19 protein-coding genes are annotated in these 25,005 nt (G+C 44.2%); 12 read left to right on the plus strand and 7 right to left on the minus strand.

Annotated elements, in window-relative coordinates; all coding sequences use genetic code 11:
• Positions 1-65 precede the first annotated feature (65 nt).
• The 5 genes from GC096_RS28685 (at position 66) to GC096_RS28705 (ending at position 11,460) form a co-directional block, all read left to right on the plus strand.
• Positions 66-2,210: a methyl-accepting chemotaxis protein gene (locus GC096_RS28685; protein WP_171635091.1), complete on the plus strand. Its 2,145-nt coding sequence runs from the start codon at positions 66-68 to the stop codon at positions 2,208-2,210.
• Between the two features lie 144 nt (positions 2,211-2,354).
• The gene (locus GC096_RS28690) at positions 2,355-4,010 is read left to right on the plus strand and encodes a hydroxysqualene dehydroxylase (RefSeq protein WP_171635093.1); all 1,656 of its coding nucleotides are present in this window, start codon (positions 2,355-2,357) and stop codon (positions 4,008-4,010) included.
• Positions 4,011-4,038: 28 nt separating this feature from the next.
• The gene (locus GC096_RS28695; protein WP_171635095.1) at positions 4,039-9,228 is read left to right on the plus strand and encodes an AAA family ATPase; all 5,190 of its coding nucleotides are present in this window, start codon (positions 4,039-4,041) and stop codon (positions 9,226-9,228) included.
• Between the two features lie 145 nt (positions 9,229-9,373).
• Positions 9,374-10,543, plus strand: coding sequence for an iron-containing alcohol dehydrogenase (locus GC096_RS28700; RefSeq protein ID WP_171635097.1), 1,170 nt, complete (start codon positions 9,374-9,376; stop codon positions 10,541-10,543).
• Positions 10,540-11,460 (plus strand): EamA family transporter, encoded by a 921-nt coding sequence (locus GC096_RS28705; RefSeq protein WP_171635098.1) that lies wholly within the window; start codon positions 10,540-10,542, stop codon positions 11,458-11,460. The genes GC096_RS28700 and GC096_RS28705 overlap by 4 nt, the downstream gene beginning before the upstream one ends.
• A 78-nt stretch (positions 11,461-11,538) precedes the next feature.
• Here the strand turns inward: GC096_RS28705 and GC096_RS28710 are convergent, their stop codons facing one another.
• From GC096_RS28710 to GC096_RS28725, 4 genes are all read right to left on the minus strand, one after another.
• On the minus strand, positions 11,539-12,024 hold the full coding sequence (locus GC096_RS28710; protein ID WP_512699184.1) for a phage lytic cycle repressor MrpR family protein: 486 nt from the start codon (positions 12,022-12,024) through the stop codon (positions 11,539-11,541).
• Positions 12,025-12,319: 295 nt separating this feature from the next.
• On the minus strand, positions 12,320-13,207 hold the full coding sequence (locus GC096_RS28715) for a LysR family transcriptional regulator (protein WP_171635102.1): 888 nt from the start codon (positions 13,205-13,207) through the stop codon (positions 12,320-12,322).
• An 80-nt stretch (positions 13,208-13,287) separates the two neighbouring features.
• Positions 13,288-14,046, minus strand: a complete 759-nt coding sequence (tatC, locus tag GC096_RS28720) for a twin-arginine translocase subunit TatC (RefSeq protein ID WP_171635103.1) — start codon at positions 14,044-14,046, stop codon at positions 13,288-13,290.
• Positions 14,047-14,078: 32 nt separating this feature from the next.
• The gene (locus GC096_RS28725) at positions 14,079-14,309 is read right to left on the minus strand and encodes a MerR family transcriptional regulator (RefSeq protein ID WP_082595234.1); all 231 of its coding nucleotides are present in this window, start codon (positions 14,307-14,309) and stop codon (positions 14,079-14,081) included.
• A gap of 220 nt (positions 14,310-14,529) precedes the next feature.
• On the opposite strand from GC096_RS28725, the gene GC096_RS28730 reads away from it, so the two are divergent.
• The 6 genes from GC096_RS28730 (at position 14,530) to GC096_RS28755 (ending at position 20,540) form a co-directional block, all read left to right on the plus strand.
• Entirely contained in the window at positions 14,530-16,137 is a 1,608-nt protein-coding gene (locus GC096_RS28730) for a flavin monoamine oxidase family protein (RefSeq protein WP_171635105.1), read from the plus strand.
• Between the two features lie 17 nt (positions 16,138-16,154).
• Positions 16,155-16,718: a RidA family protein gene (locus tag GC096_RS28735; RefSeq protein WP_312886365.1), complete on the plus strand. Its 564-nt coding sequence runs from the start codon at positions 16,155-16,157 to the stop codon at positions 16,716-16,718.
• Between the two features lie 21 nt (positions 16,719-16,739).
• Positions 16,740-16,952, plus strand: a complete 213-nt coding sequence (tatA, locus tag GC096_RS28740; protein WP_171635107.1) for a twin-arginine translocase TatA/TatE family subunit — start codon at positions 16,740-16,742, stop codon at positions 16,950-16,952.
• Between the two features lie 196 nt (positions 16,953-17,148).
• Positions 17,149-17,994 (plus strand): helix-turn-helix domain-containing protein, encoded by an 846-nt coding sequence (locus GC096_RS28745; RefSeq protein WP_171635109.1) that lies wholly within the window; start codon positions 17,149-17,151, stop codon positions 17,992-17,994.
• A 112-nt stretch (positions 17,995-18,106) separates the two neighbouring features.
• Positions 18,107-19,906 carry a CBM96 family carbohydrate-binding protein gene (locus tag GC096_RS28750; RefSeq protein WP_216626287.1) on the plus strand — a complete coding sequence of 600 codons (1,800 nt, stop codon included), beginning with the start codon at positions 18,107-18,109 and terminating at the stop codon, positions 19,904-19,906.
• 124 nt (positions 19,907-20,030) lie between these two features.
• Positions 20,031-20,540 (plus strand): hypothetical protein, encoded by a 510-nt coding sequence (locus GC096_RS28755; RefSeq protein ID WP_171635111.1) that lies wholly within the window; start codon positions 20,031-20,033, stop codon positions 20,538-20,540.
• Between the two features lie 157 nt (positions 20,541-20,697).
• On the opposite strand, the gene GC096_RS28760 is transcribed toward GC096_RS28755, so the two are convergent.
• Entirely contained in the window at positions 20,698-21,768 is a 1,071-nt protein-coding gene (locus tag GC096_RS28760; RefSeq protein WP_171635117.1) for a bifunctional 3-deoxy-7-phosphoheptulonate synthase/chorismate mutase, read from the minus strand.
• Positions 21,769-21,913: 145 nt separating this feature from the next.
• Complete coding sequence (locus GC096_RS28765) at positions 21,914-23,077, minus strand: FAD-dependent monooxygenase (protein ID WP_171635118.1); 1,164 nt, start codon at positions 23,075-23,077, stop codon at positions 21,914-21,916.
• Between the two features lie 202 nt (positions 23,078-23,279).
• Here GC096_RS28765 and GC096_RS28770 point away from each other — a divergent pair, with 202 nt between their 5' ends.
• On the plus strand, positions 23,280-23,867 hold the full coding sequence (locus GC096_RS28770) for a hypothetical protein (RefSeq protein ID WP_171635120.1): 588 nt from the start codon (positions 23,280-23,282) through the stop codon (positions 23,865-23,867).
• A 10-nt stretch (positions 23,868-23,877) separates the two neighbouring features.
• On the opposite strand, the gene GC096_RS28775 is transcribed toward GC096_RS28770, so the two are convergent.
• Positions 23,878-24,885, minus strand: coding sequence for a LacI family DNA-binding transcriptional regulator (locus GC096_RS28775; protein WP_171635122.1), 1,008 nt, complete (start codon positions 24,883-24,885; stop codon positions 23,878-23,880).
• Between the last annotated feature and the right edge of the window lie 120 nt (positions 24,886-25,005).

Genomic DNA, 25,005 nt, shown 5'->3' on the forward strand with positions numbered 1-25,005 from the left:
TAAGATGGGTCCATAAATTAAGTTTTGTGTCAGGATTGTTGACGCAAATGGAGGCGTGGATCAGGATGAATGATAACCGTATGGATAAAAACTTGACTTCAACGTTGTTTAAGCCTGCGATTTACCTATTGAATAAACTTAGGTACCCGCATAAATTTTTCCTTATAGGTTGTGTATTCGTAATTCCGATTACGCTGTTAGCCGAACAATTATTAGCTGGGACAACGCAAAATATGCGTGGAGCTAAACTCGAAATGTCAGGGATATCTGTTCAACGTGAATTGGGTGAATTGTTGATCCGATTGGATCAATTCGGACAAAGTTTACCTTCGACGGACGGTGTCCAACCACCTGATAAGGCAGATTTGAAACAAGTGCAAGTACACATTGATCGTACCATGTCGTGGTTGAAAGCGGAAGTGGAGCATGCCAAGACACCGTTGCTGGAAGAGAAATTTGTTTCAGGTATCTTGGAGCAGTGGCAATCGATTGCTTCGAGTGTAGATGGGTTAAGTCAGAAGTACTATGAACTTCAACATGAGCAAATGGAACAACAAGTGATTCAACTCATACATATCGTAGAGCAGAAGGCGAAGCTGGATTTGGATCCTGAAGAAGGCACGAGTGCCCTCATAGACTTTACTGTACATCTTTTTCCTGCATTTTGGAATAATCTTGAGAAAATTGAGCGAAAAGGGATTGAAGTTGCTGCTCGTCGGTCGATCAAAAACCCGGAGGAACAAGAGGAATTAATCCATCTAAGTGGTGAAGGACAGTCTATTTTAACAGAGATTCAATCGTTTGGGGAACAACTGCATAAGCTAAATGCTGGGACTGCCTCCACGAGTCTTGCGTTGCATGAAAAGAGCGTATCGTCTGCGCTTGCGACAATCGAAGTATTGAATGAGAAGCTAGTCAACACGGGTGTTATTCAAATTACAGCGAATGAATTCGCGGCTACATCACGTTCATCCAAAGAGGCAGCGATTGCTCTGTATACGCACCAGATTAGTTTGTTATCGGACTTACTACAACAGCGTGTGGATGCTTACACGAATAGTTTAGTGATCGACGCACTTATTGTGCTGGGTATACTGCTGCTAGCTGCGTATTTATTTATGGCTTTTTATATAGCTGTGAAAAAGGGGATTGACGAGCTTGCTCGAGCTTCACAGCTTCTCGTAAATGGAGATATGACGGTCCGTGCCCAATCTCACTCTAGGGATGAATTTAGTAGCGTAGTAAACGCCTTTAATCACATCGCAGATAGCTTCACAGGTGTGATTCGCCAGAGTCGACTTGTGGTTCAGCGAGCTTTCGACTCGTCGAAGCAGCTTCAATCGAACGTGAAGGAAACCTCCGCTGATTCGAGGGCTATTCAGTTCATCATGACGAATATGGCGCAAGGTTCGGAAGTCTTGATGAAAGGTTCAGAGGAAACCTCATATGCCATGAACGAGGTGGCTACAGGGGTTCAGCGCATTGCAGAAACATCCTCATTCGTCGCTGAAGCTGCCAACGAAGCAGCGATCGAAGCAAGACAAGGATTTGAAGACATGAGCCAAGCCGTACACCAAATGTCTTCAATCAAAATGAAAGTATCTGAAACGGCAGCAACGATCTCAGAGCTTGTTGAATTATCTACGCAGATTGATCGAATGTTTGACGTGATCACAGATATTTCTGAGCAAACTCGACTGCTAGCATTGAATGCTTCCATTGAAGCGGCAAGAGCGGGCGATCATGGTAGGGGGTTTCAGGTGGTTGCTACAGAGGTAAGGAAGTTAGCTGATCAATCGAGTGAATCTGCCAAGAACATTGTTCAGTTGATTGCGAAGGTGAAGAACAGCTCCAAATCCGTCGTAGAGAAAGCGCAATTGGAGATTGCTGAAGTAGAGAAGGGGAGCTTGCTGATCGCAAAGGTAGGCATCGTATTTGAATCCATCTTGCAAGCTGTTGATCAAGTAGCGGAGCAAATTCAGGAGGTTTCAGCGGCTTCTGAGCAAATATCCGCGAGTACACAGCAAGTATCCGCCTCGATGGAGGATAGTGTTCAGATTTCACGGAAAGCAACTTCATATACACAAGATGTTACCTTGTCACTACAAAAACAAGCAGCCTCGACCATGGAAGTCGAGCGCTCCTCAACAACATTGAATCACATCTCCGAGGAGCTTCTTCAAACATTAACCCATTTTCAACTTGATTAATACGTATGTCATAAACCTTTCATTGCTGACTACCACAGTGATGAAAGGTTTTATTTTACTAGGATTATTCTATGCGGAAGCGGATCTAAATGATATGATAGAGCAATCATGTTTTTACAAATTAAACCAAAATGAGGAGGGAATATGTTGAAAAAGGTCGCAATTTTGGGTGGCGGTGTTGCTGGATTGAGTGCTGCTCATGAGCTGATCGTACGAGGATATGATGTGTCTGTATACGAGTTTAAGAGTATTCCAGGCGGAAAAGCAAGAAGTATGCCTTATGTTGGTAGTGGAAAAGGTGGACGAAGGGATTTGCCGGGTGAACACGGCTTTCGTTTATTCCCTCGCTTTTATCGACATGTCATAGATACGTTGAAACGAATTCCTTACGAAAATAAAACCGTTTACGATAACTTAATGGAAGTAACGCGATTAGATATCGCTACCAATACAGCGCCACTGCAGCCTCTCCCTGCCAAAATCGTAGTCAACAAAAATAATATAGCTTTAGCGAAGGAATTGATCAATCATAAGCTGGGCCTTACAAAAGAAGATTTAGAACAATATGGTCGGAAGCTTTGGCAAGCTATGACGAGCTGTGAAGAGCGTATACGCGAGGAATATGAAACGATTGATTGGTGGGATTTCATAGAGGCGGAGAAGCAATCTCCTGCATTCCAGAATATATTTGCAGGTTTCACCAAAACGTTGGTTGCCTGTCAATCCAAAGTCGCCAGTACGCAAACAGTAGGGCCTGTAGCCGCTCAGATGACGCTTAATCTGTCTACGCCTGGGACGAGCTTCGTGCGTCTCTTGAATGGGCCAACGAATGACAAATGGATATACCCATGGTTGACGTTCCTTCAGGGGCGAGGCGTGGACTATCATTTAAATGCCAAAGTTGAGCGTATCCATTGTGTTGACGGAGTTATCCGCAGTGCGGAGATTACGGAGAACGGGGAAACGATCCATATTGAAGCGGATTACTATATTGCTGCGTTCCCTGTTGAGGTGATGGGACCTCTCATTACAGAGGCTATGCTCGACGCGGATCCGTCTCTCCGAGGGGTTCAGAGGCTCGTGGAATCAGTCGCTTGGATGAACGGCATTCAATATTATTTGAAAGAAGACGTTCCTGTAACGCATGGGCATGTGATTTTCTTGGATGCACCTTGGTCATTGACTTCCGTTTCTCAGAAACAATTTTGGCCAGATGTGAATCTAAGTGAGTATGGTGATGGCAGTGTCAAAGGAGTGCTTTCCATTGATATTTCGGATTGGGATGCGCCAGGCATTCTATACGGTAAACCGGCAACCCATTGTACACCGGAAGAAATTAAGGAAGAAGTCTGGGCTCAGATGAAACAAAGTCTGAATGTAGATGGTGCGGTTATTTTGAGGGACGAGATTCTTCATTCCTGGTTTTTGGATAGTGACATTCAATATGATGAAGTGGCACAATTTTGCACGAATGCAGCTCTTCTGTTTATTAATCGTGTCGGTACTTGGGGAGATCGGCCTGAAGCGTACACGGGCATTCCGAATCTCTTCTTAGCGTCTGATTACGTGCGTACAAACACGAATCTAGCGACGATGGAAGGGGCTAATGAAGCGGCGAGACGAGCGGTTAATGCCTTGCTGAAACAAGATGAATCGACAGAGAAACCTTGTGAAATATGGGACATGTATAAATTCGAGATGGGTAATATCGATGTGTTAAAAGTTTTTCGACAGAGGGACAAGAAACGTTTTGACAAGGGACTTCCGTGGAATGGCAAAGTCCTTAATTTTAAGTTCTGACAGGTAATTTTGTGAGGGGGTATTAGGGTTGATTTTTCCGGATTTTGAGTTCATCAGACCCGTCCATCAGGATGAACGGACTGTCCTACATCGTGCGGTTCATAAGCAGTCAATGGAGAAAGTAATGATTAAGACACTTCGTTCTGATTTTCCGATTTCCTCGGATATTGCCAGACTTAAGCGCGAGTATGAGATTGGGAAGATGCTGGATATTCCCTGCGTGCTTAAACCTTTATCCCTTCCAAAATTCCAGAATAATTTCGCTTTGATTTTAGAAGACTTTGATGGCGAAGCATTAGCCAATTTATTCCCAGTGTTCAGAAAGTCCATTCAGGATTTCTTAATAGCTGCCATTCAAATCGTCAGGATGGTTGGGGATATTCACAAAAGGTATGTCATACATAAAGATATCAATCCAAGCAATATTTTTGTGAATTGGGACAAGCAAATCATGAAACTGGGTGATTTCAGCATCTCATCTTTTACTAGAGAGCGGCAAGAGATGCTGGATCCTTTAATGCTAGAGGGAACGCTTCAATATATGTCCCCAGAACAAACCGGGCGAATGAATCGGATCATCGATTATCGGACGGATTACTATTCGTTAGGCGTTACGTTCTATGAAATGTTGACGGGGAAATTACCCTTTCAAACGGAAGATCCGGTGGAATTAATTCATGGGCATTTAGCTGTTTCCCCTCCACCGCCTGATCAAATAGAGAGCGGAATTCCTAAACCAATTTCGGATATGATCTTGAAGCTGCTTTCCAAGAATGCCGAGGATCGCTATCAAAGTGCGTATGGCATCCTACAGGATCTCGAATATTGCTTAGCGAAAATCAACGCTGGAGAGGATATTGGGGAATTTACAGTAGGGATGTACGATATGACGGATCGATTTCAGATTCCACAAGGCTTATATGGGCGAGATAAAGAGATCGATAAACTTCTGCATGTGTATGAACAAGCCATTCATGGCTCATTGGAAGCTGTGTGGGTAACAGGGGAGTCTGGATTTGGTAAGACCTTCCTAATTGCTGAGACGATGAAAATGATTATGAAGGATCGTGGGTGGTTTCTTTCAGGGCGATTTGAGCCGAATAAGCAGCACGTATCCTATCACGCGCTCTCGCAAGCGATGAGAGAGTTAGTAAGACAACTGCTGACAGGTAAGAATGGGCAAATCGAAGAGTACCGTGATCGGCTGCTTAGTGTCTTAGGAACAAGTGGCAAAGTCATTATTGATCTTGTGCCTGAGTTAGCTTTACTGATAGGCGAACAGCCGAATGCGAAGCAGCTTCCACAAAAAGAAACACAGAATCGCCTTCATTATTTGCTGCAACAATTTTTGTTGATTTTCTCGGGGAAGGATCGTCCGATCGTTCTATTTTTAGATGATCTGCAGTGGGCAGATACGGCGTCCTTACAATTTTTGGATCTGCTTTTGAACAATACACAAATGAAATATTTCTTGTTTATTGGTTCATATCGTGGTGAATATGATACGAATTGGTTGTCTTCTATGCATGTTCAACTACTCGATAAGCTGCCGCAGCACCTTGTGTTGGATCGAATCGTGTTAAAGGCTTTGAAGCTTGCGGATGTTCAAACCTTGGTAGCGGAGTCCTTGATTTCGGACGAGAAGCACGTTACGGAGCTGGCTGTGCTTATTTTGCAGAAGACCGGTGGCAATCCATTTTTCGTCAAGCAGTTTCTGACGGCTTTGCATGAGCAGGATTTGCTTTCGTTTAATTATAAGGAAAATCGTTGGATCTGGGATATGAACGAGATTCAAAAACTGCGAATTACAGACAATCTGATGTTTCTTCTGGCTGAGAAATTAGATCGCATGCCACCGAATACGCAAAATATCTTGCGCTTAGCTGCTTGTTTGGGCGTATCTTTTGACTTGGAAGCATTGGGTATCAGCATGGGGAAATCCTTCGTCGACGCTTTGCAAGAGCTGGAACTGACGATACAGAATGGTTTGATTATCCCTGTAGGAACGGATTATAAATTCTACAACGATGCACAAGGGGAAGCGGCTGCGAGAGATATTCGGTTTATGTTTGTCCATGATTCCATTCAAGAAGCTGTATATGGCTCCATTGAGGAATTGAAGCTGCCTGGAATGCATCTGAGCATCGCTCGAATGCTGCTGAAGGAACTGGCGAATGATGAGATTGAGAAGCGTCTGCTTGAAATTGTTAATCATATGAATTTAGGTTCAGCACTGCTCGAAATGGATCGTGAATTAATCCAATTACTCGAATTTAACTATAACGCAGGACGCAAAGCGAAATCCTCGAATGCGTACCGTTCGGCTATCCAATATTTTAATAAAGCACTAGAAGTGATGGATCAGATTGAGGGATTTGAGCAGAAAGAATTAGGTTTTGCGATTCGCTTGGAGAAGTCGGAATGCCTCTACTTGAGTGGTCAAGCGGACGAGGCAGAGACTCTATATGAGCAATTGCTGCAAGGGCCATTATCCAACGAGCAGAAGCTTGAAGTATATAATCTGCAAGTTGTCTTGCATACGAATATTGGCAAACATCATCAGAGTATCAAGGTTGGCTTAAAGGCTTTAGCAGAGCATGGTATCCGATTGTCTGTTGCACCTTCCAATATGTATATCGTCATGACATATATTAATGTGAGAGGGTTGATAGGGCGAAGAAGTACGCTGGAGCTGTATGATTTACCGATTATGGAAGATACGTTTCGGATGAAATTGATTGATTTAATGATGAGTGTAGCGGTATCTGCCTATTTCGTAAATACAAATCTATTCGTGCCTTTTATGTTGATTATGACGAAGCTTGCTTTGAAGTATGGGAACACACCTTCTATGGCCTATGTGTATGGCGCGTATGGCTTGATCCTTGGGTCCGGATTTGGAGATTACCAGCGGGGCTATCAATATGGGCAACTTGGTGAGCGAATGAACGCAAGGTTTCAATCTCATCAATATCGTAGTAAAAGTTACTTTTCTTTGGGTTTGTTCATTAGCCCTTGGGTGAAATCGTTACGAATCTGCTTGGAGCACTTGAAAGAGTCATTTCGATGCGGCATCGAAGATGGCGACCTTGTGTTTGCCGGGTATGCGCTAACCTATCAGATGCTTATGAAGGATTTTCAAGGAGCTGTACTCGCAGAAGTGAAAGAAGATTTGGCCAAAAATTATCGCATTTTGGAACAGACGAATCATCATGATACCCTGCTTATGCTTGAGATGCTGCGAATGTTGACCTTAAATTTGGAAGGGATGTCTGTGAATCCGATCCTTTTCGGCAATCATCAGGAAGAGGAAGAACAATTTGTTAGTAAGCTTAAATTTCACCCGAATCAGGTTATTATCCATGTATACTCGGTAAAAAAAATGATGCTGTACTATTTGTTCGGTTATTTTGAAGATGCGGTAAAGACAGGGAAATCGACAGAGTTACATCAAGCTGCCTCTTTTGGTTTATTTCATATACCTGAAAATTACTTCTATTATGTCCTCTCCATTGCGGCGGCATTTCCTGAGCTCCCAAGTGATGAACAGAAATGGCTTGCTAGGCGAGTTAAGAAAATGCTCAGAAAGATGGATAAGTGGGCTGCTAATTGTCCTGAGAACTATTCGCACTTAACATTCCTCATGCATGCAGAATGGCATCGAGTGAGGGGGTTTGGGCAATTAGCAGAGCAGGGATATGAATTGGCTATTCGACAAGCGCGTGAGCAAGGATTTATTCAACATGAAGCCATGGCTTGCGAGATAGCGGGGAAATACTATAAGCAAATTGGCCGCGAAAAATTCGCTAAAACGTATTTCGTTGATGCTTATTTTGGTTATGTCAACTGGGGGGCAAAAGCGAAGGCGGATGATCTAAGGCTGAGATATCCAGCTTACTTCACAAGTCGAGCCGAGTCTCCTGATTGGGCAACAACCAAAATCAGTGATTATTCCCTGCAAGCCATTGATTTCAAAACAATTATGAATACGTCACGTTCCCTCTCAAGTGAAGTGAATCTAGAGCAGCTGATCAAACGATTGATGGAGATTGTTACGTATTCTTCCGGTGCAGAGCGAAGTATCCTTGTTCTGAAAGATAAGGATAGTTTGTATGTCGAAGCAGAGATGCTTGCGAGCGCAGGGAAGGATTCCTGTATGGTGAGCTCTGTTTTGATCGAAACACGCGATAATGTTCCGCAATCCGTGATCCAGTATGTTGCGCGCATGAAAGAGGGGATCGTGTTAGATGATGCGGAGAAATCAACACTTTTCTCAAACGATCCTTACATAAGACAAGCGGAAAGTAAATCCATCTTCTGCGAACCGATTCTCCATCAAGGTAATCTAATCGGCGTTTTTTATTTGGAAAATAATTTAATTCGGAACGCCTTTACATCAGATCGCTTGGATGTGATCAAGTTACTATCAGCTCAAGCTGCGATATCCATTGAAAATGCTAGATTATACAATGATTTGGAGTCCAAGGTAAAGGAACGTACCAATGAGTTAATCTTGATGGAGACGTCGCGGCGCGATCTTTTATCGAACATCTCCCACGATCTAGGGACACCACTCACGTCGATCCAAGGTTATGTTGAAGCGATTCTGGATGATGTTATTCAGGACCCAGAAGAACAGAAGAAATATTTGAGCGTAGTCCATATGCGCATCGTTGGTATTCAGCGTTTAATTACGGATTTGTATCAACTGAGCCGACTTGAAACGAAGCAGTTTCATTTCCAACTTGCCTCAACGTCTTGTGTGACGATGATTCGTCAGCTTTTCGCCAAATATGAATTGGATGCACAAAATGCTGGAATTGCCTACACGTTAAACATGGCGCAGATGAATGGGCAGGACATGCTGACGGTGGATGTGGATCGAATTGAGCAGGTGTATGCCAATATTATTTACAATGCGATTAAATTTTCAACCAGGGGCTGTTCCATTCAGGTTCAAGCTCAGATAAAGGACCATCCACGTGAACTTGTAATTCGGGTGTCCGACACTGGTGTGGGGATTAGTGAAGAGGATTTACCTCATATTTTCGAACGGTTCTATAAAGTATCCAAATCAAGAAGCAACTCGGGCGGAAGCGGCTTAGGGCTCGCCATAGCCAAGGAAATCGTGCAATATCATGGTGGGCAAATTTGGGCGGAAAGCCGGCTAGGTCAGGGCTGCAGCATTTCGTTTTCACTTCCATTACATCGCATATAAGTGCTCCGAACCGTACATCTTACTAAGAGGTGTGCGGTTTTTTTCATAGGAAGGAGTGTCTATACCAAAGGTGTTTCCAATGCTATTGAATTCGACTTGTGATATACTTCTGTAGATATTAGTCATCGAAGGAGTTTACACACATATGCAATCATTTATTCAGTTTAATCCTACACGTTTATGGTTTGGCGAAGGTCAGATCAAGCAATTGCAACAAGAGCTAGGAAATACCGGGAAACGCGTCCTGCTAGTTTATGGTGGAGGCAGCATCCGGAATAATGGTGTATACGATGCTGTGATGAAGCAGCTGCTAGATAGGCAAGCCATTGTAGTCGAGATGTCGGGTGTAGAACCTAACCCTAGGTTGACTACAGTGAAGAAAGGTATTGAGCTATGCCGAGTAAATCAAATCGATCTCATCCTTGCTGTTGGTGGGGGGAGTGTTATTGATTGTGCCAAAGCCATTTCGATAGGCGTTTATTACGACGGGGATGTTTGGGACATCATTACAAAGAAAGTCGAACCGCAGGAGGCACTGCCGCTGGGGACTGTGTTAACGCTAGCCGCGACAGGCTCGGAGATGAATAACATTTCTGTCATTACGAATTGGGATCGCAATGAGAAGCGCGGCTGGAGCAGTCCGTTAGCTTATCCGACTTTTTCGGTTTTGGACCCTGCCTATACCACATCCGTTCCGTTAGATCAGACGGTCTATGGGATTGTAGATATGATGTCGCATGTGCTTGAACAATATTTTCACCGCACGGAACATACCCCGATGATGGATCGCTTCATGGAAGCCGTCTTGCTGACTGTTATGGAGGCTGCGCCGAAGCTATTAGCGAACCTGGAAGATATCGAGCATCGTGCGACGATTATGTACGCTGGAACTACCGCCTTCAATGGTTTGCTCTCTTGTGGGACAGATGGAGGCGATTGGGCGTCTCATCAAATTGAGCATGGTTTATCAGCGGTTTACGATATCCCTCACGGAGGCGGACTCGCTATTGTATTCCCGAATTGGATGAGTCATTGTGCAGAAGATGATCCTTCGCGGATGAAGAAGTTGGCCGTATCGGTTTTCGGGATCGACGAGACAGGAAAAACGGATCACGAAGTGGCTTTAGAAGGAATTCACGCTTTGCGTCAATTCTGGGATTCTCTCGGAGCGCCGAATCAGCTTGGCTATTATGGCATTGATGATCAGCGTATCGAAGAATTAGTGCACAAATCATTTATGAAATCTACTATTGGTCAATATAAAGTCATGACGAGGGACTCTGTCAGAGATATCTTAATCAGGTCGTTAGCATGAAATACTACGTATATGTATTAGCTGGCGCATGCAGCTTTGGATTGTTGTCAACATTCGTGAAGAAGGCCTATGAGTCTGGTTTTCATGTGGGTGAAGTGGTTGGCTCGCAAATCTTTTTCGGACTCATCATGATGTGGATCATGGCTTTCGTAACCGCCAAATCAGCTAAACAAGGATCAGCAGAAGCCCAAACGTTTCGCGTTTCACCTCGTAATGCTCTCCTGCTTATGTTAGTAGGAACAAGCTCAGGCTTAACCGGGATATTTTATTATGCTGCCTTGCAATATGTTTCAGCATCATTTGCCATTCTTTTATTATTTCAATTTACATGGATTGGTATCGTCTTAGAAGCTATTCTGGATCGTAAACGTCCAGGCAGAGATAAACTCATCGCACTTATTTTCTTATTTATCGGTATTATTATGGCAAGTGGTTATCTAAAAGGCATGGTAGAAGCTCCCTCGTGGCTTGGAGTGGGATTAGGATTACTATCTGCCTTGACGTACGCACTGTTTATTGGCATGAGCGGTAGGGTAGCTAAGCAAATTGCGCCAATCACGCGAGGTGCTGTGATGCAAACGGGCTCCTTTATCATTATCATGCTGATCTTCCCACCTCATTTCTTGTGGAATGGATCCTTGCATGAATCACTCTTACCTTGGGCTTTGCTGCTGGCCTTGTTCGGTGTTGTTATACCTCCGTTGTTCTTTGCTATTGGTGTACCACGTATTGGCGGCGGTATGGCCACGATCATGAGTGCAGCGGAGCTGCCGACGGCTGTCATTATGTCCTTCCTCGTTCTCCACGAATCAGTAAGTGGACTGCAATGGTTAGGTGTAATTGTAACGATGTTAGGCATAGCACTGCCAGAGTTAATGAAACGAAGACGACGTGCCCATCGTCTTCAAACCGATTGATACAAGTGGATCTCCGAGTAAATAGGAGATCCACTTTTTTTGCGCAAAAAAAAGGCCAATAGGCCTTTATCGTGGAAGCTATACAATCGCGAGTTGTTTCACTTCAAGCTTAACTGTTGTTAAATGAGTAAGCTCAGGAAGTGAGAAAAACTCAGCTAATCGACGAAGGCGCATGTAAATCGTTCGTAGAATAACAGAATCCAATTCGGTAATCATCGCTCGATTTGCGATATAGTCGGTCATACTCATTTTGATTAGAAAAGGACTATTTCTTAAATCTGTAAATTTCTTAGGTTGAAGCGGGTTACCCAAGTTAGTCACATATTTGGTTTGCTTCAAAGCGGATTGAAATCGCTCGACACAGGTTTTGGAAACGGGTATGTACCTTTTGCCGCCCATAGCATCAGACACAGTAAGTATTTGCTTTTTTTCATCTAAGGAATTACTTTTCAAATAAACAATTTCGTGGGGGGCAACACCCTCGATGAGCAGGCGAATAATAACAGCATCTTGCGGATTGATACATTGTGTCTCGATAAATTGGATTTTCTCTAGTGTAAGAATACGAAATCAACATCCCTTCAAGTTTCAACTTAATTTTCTGCAAATTACATTTGGTTTTCAGAAATAAGCAACTATACATGATATGAGATGTGCGAATTGAATATGCCTAAAACTTTGTTATGAGGTAACTATAGCTGAAAGTGAAGGGTGGAACAATGAGGGAAAAGCCCTAAATAATGTTAGTCTAAATTCGACAAATTCATCGCGTACACATTATTTCGAGCTAGAGAAAAGGGGGGATTTCGTTGATTGGGAAAGGATTAGAGCGGTGGGGTGACATTTGTGACCACGGATATCACATTGCCGCAATAATGGTTTTGAGTTCCTTCGTAAATTCTTTACAAGGCAATGAAAGATGTCGGCTCTTGAGGCGCAAGGTTCGGAAGGAAACTTCGAAATCTACACCAGTTACTTCTAGTGCAACAATGCTTCCTGTTTCCAAATAAGGGTCATATCGCATGCCTGTTTCCGTATAGAAGCCAATCGCGATTCCTTCAGCAATAATCCGTTTAGCTGCTTCGGAATTCCCTAGTTTAAAAAGAATATTAGGCTCCCCGTGCTTTTTAAATATGTTGATTAAGTAATCAGAGGATATCAAAAGAGGTTCTTGAAGGAGTTCTTCAATAGTAATGCTATTTCGGTGCGCTAAAGGGGATTTTTTACCCACATAGGCCAGAATTCGGCAGTCCATCAAATGTTCCGAGACCAGCTGTGTATGCGGGCTTTGATAATTTCTGGCGACAGCAATGAGTCCCAAATCGACTTGTCCACTTAGAACCTCTTGGATGATCTGTGGATAATTCAACTCCATCATTACTAGCTCCACATCCGTGTGCTTATTTTTGAAAATAGCTAGTGTCGGAGGCAATACACTTAAACAAAGACTTGGCACAGAGGCAATGGAGAGAGCGCCCGACAGTTGATTGAATTGAAAACCTGCAGTTTCTCTAAGTTCTTCTACTTTATTCATGATCTCTATGGCTTTGCTAATAATTAATTTCCCGTCTTCCGTAGGAATGGCTCCGGTGCGCGAACGAACGAAAAGCTTCACACCCAGCTCTTCCTCTAAGCTGACAATCGCTTGAGAGATGTTCGGCTGGGATACGTGAAGCTTTTCCGCTGCTAAAGAAATGGAACCTGTTTGATTGATTTCAATAATATAAATGAGTTGTTCAATTCGCATAGTTCACCTTTTCTGTATGCCAGTTATGACGTAACTATATCCGAATTGATGGAGATGAACAATATGAGAGAAGGACTATTTTAGGAGACGCTATAATCGACTTGACTGAGACTCTGTTCCCGTTGTTGCCCGATATAAACGATACGAGATAGCAAAATGCTAATTTCATATAGAGCGAATAAAGGGATGGCTACCATCAGATGCGAGATTAAATCAGGTGGTGAAATTAAGCTCGCTGTAATAATCAGAATCAGATAGGCATATCTTCGGACTTTGTTTAATAATTTAGGATTTAGCAGCTTTAGCTTCGTAAGGAACATAACGACAATCGGAAGTTCGAAGGCTAAAGACAACGGAATGATAATATTGAGCATGAAGCTAAAATATTGAGCAACACCGTAGGTCTGAGTTAATCCAAGGTTTTCGGTAACACCTAATGTAAATTTGATACACATGGGGAACACAACGAAGTAACCGAATGATAAACCAATTATGAAGCATAAGAATGTATATGGGATGTATCGCAGCGTGGCGACTTGCTCTTCTTTGGTAAGTCCTTTTTTGACGAAAGCCCATATTTGATAAAGGATAAATGGCAGTGTAAGTGTGAGTGAAACGGCGAATGCAATCAACATATAGATGCGAATGCTATCCATCGGTGAGAAGACATGCCACGTAATATCGGATGCTGTGGAGCTTTGTTTAAGGTAAAGTAAAATATTCTGAGCGAAGACGAATCCAATAATTAAGGTTAGAATGACAACAATGAGGACGCGAATAATACGTGTGCGTAGTTCGGTTAGATGTTCGACAAGTGACATCATTTCTTTGATCTGCATAGGAGCCCTCCAGTCTAATGGGTATGGAAGTGTTAGGAGCCAGCTAGCATTCGTCTTAATTCTACCGTATGAAAGCCGTCAGTTAGCTTTGTATGTATATCCATAATCGTTTGAATGTCCTCGAATGAATATTTGCGAACGCCTCCCTTGCTTCTGTCTGGAAAAATAAGCTTGCGGTCCTCATAGTATCGAATTTGCCTTTCTGTTAATCCCGTCAGTTCACTTACGATACCAATTTGAATAACCTTTTTCTTTGTCATCATCAGCCTATCCCTCCAGTTAAATGTAAGGTAAATTAACTTAAATGTGACACTAATAAATGAAACTCTATCATTATTTGGAAAAACGATCAAATAGGCATTGGTTATCTTAGTATAAGTAAAATTTATGTCATGTTACCTTACATAAAATAATGACTATTCATTTCCTCGCTGTTAAGTTTAAGTAGCGGATAGCCAAACTTAAACTCGAGGAGATGGAAGCATGGAGAAGACACCGATCCAAGAAGATCAAATTACTCGTAGACAATTTTTGACAACAGTCGGCAAATTAGGAGGGTCAGCCGCAATATTCAGTGTAATGGGTACTTTAGGACTACTCTCCCCGGAAACGATGAAAGCCGCAGATTACACTCCGCCATCCGGAAGGGATCTTACATCTACGAATCGCAATGGCAAGAAAGTTATCATCTTAGGCGGTGGGATTGCCGGGATGACAGCAGCCTATGAGCTTGGTAATGCAGGCTATCAGTGCACCATCCTAGAAGCGAGAGCACGTTCAGGTGGACGAGCATGGACAGTGCGTAGAGGGACAACAGTAACAGAGATTGGCGGCGTGAAGCAGGTGGCTCGCTTCGATAATGGCATGTATTTCAATGCAGGGCCGATGCGAATTCCTCAATTTCATGTGACGCTGGACTATGCCCGCAAATTCGGAGTTGCCATAGAACCCTTTAACAATGTGAATGAGAGCGGGTACTACTATAATGAAAATGTAGGCGAGTTATCAGGTGTAAAAGTTCCTAAGCGGCAGGCCAAAGCCGATGTACGTGGTTATGTGGCAGAAATGCTGGCTAAAGCTGTTAATCAGAAAGCGTTAGATCTCCCTTTGACAACAGAAGAAAAAACAAAACTTGTTGCGTATCTGAAAAGCGAAGGGGATCTAAATGCGGATCTGTTCTATAAAGGTTCAAGCAGAGCTGGGTATGTGGAAGAACCGGGCGGTAAATTTGACGCAGGTGTTCGGAAGGATCCATTTAGCTTAAAAGCGATCATCAATTCTGGTTTTGGTCAATTTCTCAGCAGTGAGTATGGCTATGATCAGCAAATGATGATGTTCCACCCCGTAGGCGGGATGGATATGATTGCGAAGGCGTTCGAGAAACGCGTAGGCGACAAAATTCAATTCAATGCGGAAGTTCATGAGATTAAACAGTCTTCCGATGGCGTTAAGATTTTGTATAAGGACTTAAACAGCGGAGCAAATAAAGAGATTGATGGAGACTTCTGTATCTGTACCATCCCGCTTCCTGTCCTCAAGAACATTAAAGCGGACTTCTCTCCTGAAATGTCGACCGCAATTGCGAAGATTAGCTATGCTGCTGCAGGTAAAATTGGTCTTCAATTCAAGCGCCGCTTCTGGGAAGAAGATGAGATGATTTATGGCGGAAGTTCATTGACGAATATGGATATTGCCAATATCTATTACCCGCCAAATGACTATTTTTCCAAAAAAGGAATTCTATTAGGTTATTATTCATTCGGAGGGAACGCAGATAAATTAGGTAATATGTCACTTGCTGCGCGCGAAGATTATGCCTTAAGCCAAGGAGCGAAGATTCACCCACAATACCACAAGGAGTTCGAAACCTCTTTCTCTGTGGATTGGAAGAAGATTAAATATAATCAAGGCGGCTGGGCTTCCTATACGGCAGACGATCGTAAAAACTACTATCCAACTCTATGTAAACCGGATGGCCGTATTTATCTGGCAGGGGAGCACATCAGTTATATCACTGCTTGGCAAGCCGGAGCGATTGAGTCGGCTCGGAAAGTTGTTACCGAAATACATGAGCGCGTAATGAAAGAATAGAGAAAAAGGAGTGAATCATGATGATTATATCGAAAAAGTGGAAGACAATCGTAGCAGCTACCGTTGGTTCATGTCTGATTTGCGTAAGTGCCTATGCGGCTGGGACAGAGAAATCAAGTAAATATAATGCAGAGCCAATTAACGAAGTCGAATTTTATGGGAATCCTGCTTCTTCCATTGCTGCGGGTGTGTCAGTCCCTGCGGGAGCCTCTTATCTATTTACAAGCGGTACCGTGCCGCCCGTTATTAATAAAGAAGGCAAGACCGTATACGAACGCTATGGGGATACGAAAACACAGGGGATAGGCATTCTAAAAGCCATTGAAACGCAGTTAAAAGATAAAGGCCTCACACTTGCTGATGTTGCCTATCTTCGTGTCTATGTGACGCCAGATGCAGCCAAAGAAGGCAAATTCGATTATCAGGGCTGGTTTGACGCGTATGCGCAATTTTTTGGAACAGAAGCTAATCCTGTGAAGCCAGCACGTTCTACGGTTGGTATTGCAAGCCTCGTTAGCTCCGATTGGCTGATTGAAATTGAAGCCGTAGCTGTGTATCCGAAGCGCCATAACCAAGACTAATGAAACGGAGATGATGTGCCTATGCTGCAAAATATTGGATTACCTGGACTCATGTTAATTTTAGTGGTTGTATTGGTATTGTTTGGACCTTCTAAGCTGCCTGAACTGGGTCGTGCCGTAGGACGTACCTTGCATGAATTTAAAAATTCGGCCAGGGAGCTTGTGGGTGAAGGGAAAGAAGCGCCTGAGCATCTAGAAGCGCCAGAAAAACGTGCAGAAAAGGTCAACGCATAAGATGACCTGATAAACAGATCTTGTTGATTTTCTCTCAGGAGAAAATGGCAGGATCTGTTTTTGTGTGTGCTTGCATCGCATCTAAACAAAACACAGTAATTTCTAGAATTTGTACAATTGTTTTGTACAAGGATGTGATAGAGTGTGCTCACGCTCATATTGTCAACGATTTCCAAAAAAACGGGAGGGATAGCTGTTGAAACTTAGCACAAGTGTTGATGTCACCAAAGAGCCCTTTCATCTGAATCATGAGAAATCAAGTCGAAAGCCGTATTGGGAGATCTATCATGCCCATTCTTGTATGGAATTCCTCTATGTGTATGAAGGGGTAGGACGAGTGGAAGTGAATAAACGCTGGTACACCATTGAGCCAGGCAGTCTTTTGATTTTCCAACCCTTTCAATTGCATCGCATTCAAATCCAAGGTCCCTTTGTGCGATCAATTCTGATGTTTGATCCTTACAGATTGGATACTGCACTGCGCGCGTTTAGCGGGATTCGCACATGGTATAACACGCTTTGGAAGCATGCGTTAACCAGTCATGTGATCCCTCAGCAACAGCATTTAGCCAAATGTTATGAGCATTTACATAGAAAATTAAGTCGTGTTTCGACGCACAAACAGCAAGAAGAATTTGTTTTATGCTTATTATCTATGCTTCAGCAGCTTGAGCCTTATGAAAGTGAAATTTGCCATGCTCAGAAGGAGAGGGCGAAGCTGAGCAGTAATCATACGGCTGGGCAAATCACAGAATGGATCGAAAAGCATTACAAGGATAAATTTGATTTGCAACGGATGTCGGAGGATTTGCATCTCTCCACCTTTTATTTATCTCATGTTTTTCGGCAGTCAACGGGGCGTACAATAACGGAATTTATTATATCCCGCAGATTAAAGGAAGCTTGTCTCTTGCTCGAAACCACGTCGAAATCGGCTAGTTATATTGCTCAGGAGGTGGGTTTTCAGAATGGTTCTTACTTCTCGCGTGTGTTCAAGAACATGCTTGGAACGACGCCGAAGTCGTATCGCATGCAGATATAAAAGACAGCAACACAGTGCAAGTTCTGAACAATAGCGGAAAACATGTGCATGTGATGATCTCTTATAATTTTATTTGTAAGCGCTATCTAATGTGTTTAGAGGAGGAATAATCATGTTAAAGATTTTCAAAGAAATGAATGGTAAGGCAGGGGCGGTTGCGCTGCTCTCAATGGTTATGCTGCTTACAGTTCCAACAAATGCAGGTGCAGCGACAACCACACTAAGTCCATCTGATGATTCTTATGTGCATGAAGGTAGCCCGACAAGCAATTATGGAACAGCCACTTCGTTGTATGTGAAAAATGACCCAGGTGCATCTCGTTACACGTATCTCAAATATAGCCTCTCGGGCCTTTCGGGTGTAACGAGTGCGAAGCTCCGGATTTATGGCAGCGCATCTGCGTCAACGGTTCTATCCGCGTATCAAACGACCGACAGCTGGTCGCAATCCGCGATCACCTGGAGCACGAAACCAACGGTTGGCAGCTCAGCAGGTAGTGTTGCCATCAATACGACGGCGACTTACAACGAGATTGATGTGACAGCTTATGTGACTGCGCAAGCGGCAGGAGATGGTGTTGTTTCATTTGCACTGCAAGAAAGTGTAGGTAAATACACCACATTGAATAGTAATGAGAATGCCTCGAACAAGCCGCAGTTGGTTGTCGTTAGCGGTGGAGGTACAGGTGGGGATACCCAAGCGCCGACAGCGCCTAGTGGATTTAATGGCACAGCGGCTTCCAGCAGCCAAATCAATCTCAGCTGGAGCGCATCGACAGATAATGTTGGCGTAACGGGATATGATGTGTATCGAAATGGCGCGTTCCTGAAGACCGTGACGGGTACTTCCACGAGTGACACGGGTTTAGCGGCATCTACCTCGTATAGCTACTATGTCAAAGCTAAGGATGCAGCTGGGAATGCTTCAAGCCAAAGCAGCACAATTAATGTGACAACGACTGCGGGAACGACGCCTAGTGGTTGTACGAATGCACTGACGACAACGGTTGCGATTCAAAATGCGATGAAAAATGCCGTGGCAGGGTCCGTCATTCTGCTTGCCCCAGGTAATTATGTGGGTGATCGTTCGACGAGTGGCGACCCAGGTGGGCAGGGGTTATTCTATTCCGACAAAAATGGAACGGCATCCAATCCGATTGTTCTGAAGAGTTGTGATGCGGCGAATCCAGCTGTGCTCAAGGGCGTGAATGTGAACGATGGCTCCTATGGCATTCATCTGACAGGTAATTATTGGCAGATCCGTGATGTTGAAATCACGCAAGCACAGAAGGGCATCATTATCGACAATGGGAACAACAATTTGTTAAATAATGTAGAGGTTCACAATGTAGGTGATGAAGGTGTTCATTTCCGCGACGGCAGCTCCTATAATACATTGTCGTACTCGCTTATTTACGATACAGGGTTGTATCAAGCAGGGTATGGAGAAGGTGCATATGTGGGTTCCGATTCCAGCTCACCATATGAGCATGTTGTAACAGGGAATGTGATTAGTCATACGAATTTTGATGGCGGTATTACAGCAGAGCATATTGATGTGAAGGAAGGTGCTAGCGGAACGATTATTGAGTACTGCACGTTTAATGGTACGGGGATAAGTGGGGCGAATAGTGCTGACAGCTTCGTTGATGTAAAAGGTGTGAATACGATTATTCGCTATAATCAAGGGTATCGGAATGGCAACGCGAACGTTGTAGATGCCTTCCAAGTACGCACGCATGGTTCGGACTATGCGACAGGTGTAAATAATTCGTTTAACAATAACACTGTGAATTTGGACGGTGTGGCAGGATACGTCGTCTATGCAACGAGTGCGGCAACAGGAACCACAGCAACGAATGATGTGCGAACGGGTGGAGGAAATCTGTATAACTCGAATGTGAACAAATAAGGTAGTGGGGAGTCCGAGAGGGCTCCTTTTTGCCGTGTATGACAAGCTAAATATCGACATTCTGTCGTAAGTATGGGATTATGAGGAGAAGAGTTTGGTAACTATTACGCAGGGAGTGAAAGGCATGTCACGCAAGTGGGAAAGAATGGTAAGTAAGAATACGAAAAAGGCAAATAAAACCCGATCTAAACAAGGGATAGCGCCGATTTCGACAGATCCGGATCGTCCGGTTGTATTTAAGGGAAGAAGCATCCTATTGGCTGCGTTCTTCATCGTAGTTTCGCTCTTCTTGTTATTTACGTTGACGAAAACCGAAGGGGATAAAATGTATTGGTATACAACGCTTAGCTATTTGGTAGTCGGCGTACTTATTTATTTCGTGCGGAGACCGTATTTGCGAGTGACCAAGACGAATCTCTCGAAGCGAGGTCTGGCCCGAGAATTAGTGCTTGGCGCAGAAAATATTAAAGAGATTGTACACGTACCTGGTCAAATTACCATTGAGCTTACGGGCAAGTCTCCTCGTTGGGTATATAACAAAACGATGAACCGTTTTGATATCGTGGCGATGGCGTCGAAGCTGAAAAAATTTGCTGAAAACAATAAAATATCCTTTGTAGATAAAACCGTATAGATAAGAAGCCTCCAATTCCACTTTTTGTGGGGTTGGGGGCTTTTTTGTATAGGCAAATTTACCTTCTGATGCGTCAATAGTGATGTTATTCATCACTAAAGCGTTGTGGGGCAGAGGGGTTCCGGCGGTGGAGATGCGTGGGAATCGAGAATGATCGTTAAAACAATCCGGATCGCTGAATCGCCGCATAAAATTGGTTGAACTCCTCAATCGTCAACTGTTGCTGGGCATCGGAAAGCGCAGTGGCTGGATTTGGATGGACTTCGACCATGATCCCATCCGCTCCAGCAGCCAAGGCTGCCTTGGCACAAGGTGCGAAAATATCCTTGCGTCCCGTGGAATGGGTCACATCGACGAGGACAGGCAAATGGCTTTCTTGCTTCAGAATTGGAACAGCTGAGATGTCGAGTGTATTTCGCGTCGCCCGCTCATAGGTTCGGATGCCGCGTTCAATTAACATCACCTGCGTATTGCCGCGAGATAGGATGTACTCGGCGGCATGCAGGAATTCATCGAGCGTAGCAGACAGGCCACGTTTCAAAAGAATGGGAATGCGAACCTCTCCTGCCGCCTTCAGTAGTTCGAAATTGTGCATGTTTCTTGCGCCAATTTGGATCACGTCGATGTATTGACCCGCAATTTCGATATGGGCGGGATCCACGATTTCGCTGATCGTCTGGAGTCCGAATTCGTCGGCAACATCTTTGAGAATTCGTAAGCCTTCCAGGCCTAGCCCCTGGAAATCATAGGGGGATGTGCGAGGCTTGAAGGCGCCGCCGCGCAGCACAGTCACGCCAGCGCTTTTCATAGCCGCAGCAACAGCGCGTACTTGCTCATAACTCTCGACCGAGCAGGGGCCCGCGATCATGATCGGTTTATCCCCGCCGATAGCGGCCGGGCCAAGTTGAATGATGGTATCTGCTTGTTGCCGCTTACGACTAACGAGCAGTTGTTTCTTGTGAACCGTTTGTTGCAGAGTCAGCGAAGCTTGGAAGAATTGTTTGAAAAGGTGACGAATTGTTTCGTCATCGAAAGGACCTATATTGCGTGCGACCAAGGTGTCTAGCATTTTCTTCTCGCGAAGGGGGTCGAATTTGGGCACGCCTTGCTTTTCCTTCTCCAGCCCGATCTCTTGGGTAATGCGTGCTCTCTCGGAGAGCAGTTCCAGTAGATTCTCATTTATTTCATCAATTCGATTTCTAAGGTCATCTAACCTCGTATTCTCCATCTATGTTCACCCTTTGGATTTACAGCATATCGGCTTCACAGCTTCGACATCTATGCGCTTAAAACCAATTTATGTTGCAAGGTAGCCGATGTGCAGTATCTTTCAGTAAAAAGATGTTTATAGGAATAGAAGTGAATTAGAAATTCTACAACTCGTATCCAATGATAGGATCGAACCGGCTTATATAACGGGCATCAGACAAGGAGGCTAGCATCTTATTACGTAAGTAGATCAGAATTGGGTTCTCGAGTTGTACCATTCGTCCCATCGACCGAGACATCCGCACAATTCGGTTTGCTCGAGCCATACGCTCCTTTTCATATGCTGAAAGTGCAGTCGGGATATCGGGATTTCGGAGGCATCTTGCCAGTACGATGGCATCTTCAATCGCCTGCGCACCACCCTGTCCCAAATTGGGCATCATTGGATGTGCGGCATCGCCGAGGAGCGTCATCCTGCCTGAACTCCACTTTGGCAATGGGGGGCGGTCAACGATGTCATGGGCTAGAATGGTTGATGCTTCCGTGGCTTCAATAGCAGATACGATTGGACTGTACCAACCGTGAAATTGACGCAGCAGCTCAGATTGTCTCTCTTCTACCGGAGGTAGTTTTCCTTGCGGAGCATTAATCGCGGCAAACCAGAAGACACGACCGTTGCCAAGACTTGAGAGACCGAAACGTCTTCCTGGTCCCAAGGCCTCGAAGCCCCCGCCATTAGTTGCGTTGCGGGCCTCTTCCTGATTACACACACCTCTTAAAGCCATATATCCCGAATAACGGGCTGGACTTTGACCAAAAAGCCGTTCTCGTACGGCAGAGTGAAACCCATCGGCACCAATAATGACATCGGCTTCCTCCTGGGTACCGTCATTGAATAGAGCAATTATTCCTCGATCACTTTGTATCCCATCAATCCATTGTTTATTGGTTTGAATAGGTGTTGTTGCCGTTACTGCTTGTACAAGAATCGCTTGCAAGTCAGCTCTATGAATGACATAGCTTTGCGTTCCGTATAGTGCCGCTTGTTTGGCAGCTGGAAGGCTTGTAATCAGTGTGCCATCCCACGTTCGAATGTCAGCATGAACAACGGGTGCCCCCACGTTCCGGATTGCTTCTCCAATGCCAAGCAAATCGAGTGCTTTCATGGCGTTGGCTGCGAGCACGATTCCAGCCCCGGCTTCTCTCAGTGATGATGCCTTGTCGTAAACCGAGACTCGCCATCCCTGCTGCTGAAGTGACAATGCTGTACATAATCCACCGATTCCCGCTCCAATTACTATCGCTTTCCGTGACGTCACTGCATCCATGTGTATAACCTCCAACTTCGTTAGATCGCCGCTATAATACGTAGTCTCATCATAAACAATGATCGGGCTGATGACCGCCCACAAAAGTATGCTCGTAGTCATATTCGTTAAGATATAAATGGATAGTCTCTTTTAGTTGTAGTCATTTTTCTGCTAGATTTGGAATAATAGTTTAGGAGGGGAGAAGAAGGGGGAATACGGGATGCTCACATTAAAATCATGGACGGGTTTATTTCAAAAAGGAACAACAGACATCTACCATACTGTCAAAGTACGGGCGCCTCGCGACTATTTCGACCGGGCAGATGCGTTCTTGGAGGATATTGTGTACACATCACAAGATGAGCTTAGTGGGATTAATAAGACCTTTCTCGTTAAGCTTTTATTTGATAATTTCATGGATCACGTCCGTAAAGGTAAGGATCTGTATACGTATATACTGCAGCTTAGAACTAAATATGGCAGTGTTATAGCAAATGCAAATCCGAATGAACGACCGCCCGCGGGGAGTGTGCCTGGCTTTCAGTGGGGGTTATCTTTTCAGGAGGGACATTCAGAGGGGATTTCTTTTCTAACACTAAACGTGAGATTACACCCAGCCGAGGTAAATCGGATGCGTGTATTTTTCGATGATATGAACTGGAAGCATCATCATCCATTGAATATGGAATTGAATGAGCTGTTGTCGCTGCTTTTTATTGAGTTTATAACGGAGCTTCGGAATGGGTTGTCGGAACAGATGAAGGAAGAAATCATTGCGGCTATTGTTCACAAATGGGAAGAACAATAGCTCGCTATCTCTATGAGAGTGGTTGTGTGGATGAGCGAACAATGAGCTCAGAAGGCAGCATGATTCTGCGTGAAGCATCGCTAGCTTCTCCTTCTATGCGCTCTATTAGGAGTTGCATGCCTAATTTCCCGAATTGGTAAGCTGGTTGTGATGCAACGGTGAGAAATGGATTGATTGCACCTGCTGGTCCGAAGTCGTCGAAACAGACAACAGACATATCCCTTGGTACTTGTAGGCCGCGATGGCGCAGGGATTGGATGACTCCAAGGGCCAGCATATTATTAGCTGCGAAAATAGCGGTAGGGGGATCATCAAGCTGGAGCAGCTCATGGAGTGCAGTCTCATCGTGGAAATCGCGGTAACCCAGATGGAGCACGAGTGAATCATCGGGGGTTATTCCGCCTAGTTGAAGCGCCTCATTATAGCCTAAATAGCGCAATCGAGCTGTTGAAACATCCTGTGAACCGTTAATTAATGCGATACGCTGATGCCCCTGTACAATCAAATGTTCAACTAGATTGCGTGCGCCTTCTTTGCTGTCGCCAAGGACAACATCCGCGTCAATACCGGGGATTTCTCGATCTAATACAACAAATGGAATCTGATGCTTTTGCAATTGCTGTAAATTGTCATGAGAATGATCGCCTGCTGGTGCGAATAAAACGCCATCTACCCGTGTAGATAGAATCATATCGACGTAATCTTTCTCTTTCTCATAATCCTCATCACTATTGGCAAAAAGCAATCGATAGCCCGCCTTCTTCGCTGCATCCTCAGCGCCTCGTGCTAATGTTGTATAGAACGGATTGGTAATATCCGTAATGAGAAGAGAAATGAGATTCGTCTTCTGGGAAACTAAGCTGCGTGCCAATGCGTTAGGAATATAATGGAGCTCTTCCATGACTTTCCGTACTCGCTTACGCGTCTCTTCGCTGATTCGGCCCGTATTATTGATCACTCGGGAAACCGTCATCGCGGAAACACCGGCCTTCTCGGCGATGTCATAGATTGTTATCACGTGTTAATCTCCTTTGCCAGACTGCTATCATTTCATGTATTTCATATTGTATAGAAATAAAGGATTGACAGCAAGACATAAAGTTGTTAATTTTGAGTTATCGGTAACACACACTATTCA

The organism is Paenibacillus plantarum (assembly GCF_013141695.1).
GTDB classification, from domain to species: domain Bacteria; phylum Bacillota; class Bacilli; order Paenibacillales; family NBRC-103111; genus Paenibacillus_E; species Paenibacillus_E plantarum.

Bases quoted from the DNA above. Each gene is read 5' to 3' on its own strand.
- GC096_RS28750 (WP_216626287.1), top strand. From the start codon at position 18,107: ATGTTAAAGATTTTCAAAGAAATGAATGGTAAGGCAGGGGCGGTTGCG.
- GC096_RS28770 (WP_171635120.1), top strand. From the start codon at position 23,280: ATGCTCACATTAAAATCATGGACGGGTTTATTTCAAAAAGGAACAACA.
- GC096_RS28725 (WP_082595234.1), bottom strand. From the start codon at position 14,309: ATGATGACAAAGAAAAAGGTTATTCAAATTGGTATCGTAAGTGAACTG.
- GC096_RS28705 (WP_171635098.1), top strand. From the start codon at position 10,540: ATGAAATACTACGTATATGTATTAGCTGGCGCATGCAGCTTTGGATTG.
- GC096_RS28730 (WP_171635105.1), top strand. From the start codon at position 14,530: ATGGAGAAGACACCGATCCAAGAAGATCAAATTACTCGTAGACAATTT.
- GC096_RS28755 (WP_171635111.1), top strand. From the start codon at position 20,031: ATGTCACGCAAGTGGGAAAGAATGGTAAGTAAGAATACGAAAAAGGCA.
- GC096_RS28700 (WP_171635097.1), top strand. From the start codon at position 9,374: ATGCAATCATTTATTCAGTTTAATCCTACACGTTTATGGTTTGGCGAA.
- GC096_RS28765 (WP_171635118.1), bottom strand. From the start codon at position 23,077: ATGGATGCAGTGACGTCACGGAAAGCGATAGTAATTGGAGCGGGAATC.
- GC096_RS28685 (WP_171635091.1), top strand. From the start codon at position 66: ATGAATGATAACCGTATGGATAAAAACTTGACTTCAACGTTGTTTAAG.
- GC096_RS28760 (WP_171635117.1), bottom strand. From the start codon at position 21,768: ATGGAGAATACGAGGTTAGATGACCTTAGAAATCGAATTGATGAAATA.
- tatC (WP_171635103.1), bottom strand. From the start codon at position 14,046: ATGCAGATCAAAGAAATGATGTCACTTGTCGAACATCTAACCGAACTA.
- tatA (WP_171635107.1), top strand. From the start codon at position 16,740: ATGCTGCAAAATATTGGATTACCTGGACTCATGTTAATTTTAGTGGTT.
- GC096_RS28690 (WP_171635093.1), top strand. From the start codon at position 2,355: ATGTTGAAAAAGGTCGCAATTTTGGGTGGCGGTGTTGCTGGATTGAGT.
- GC096_RS28735 (WP_312886365.1), top strand. From the start codon at position 16,155: ATGATGATTATATCGAAAAAGTGGAAGACAATCGTAGCAGCTACCGTT.
- GC096_RS28715 (WP_171635102.1), bottom strand. From the start codon at position 13,207: ATGCGAATTGAACAACTCATTTATATTATTGAAATCAATCAAACAGGT.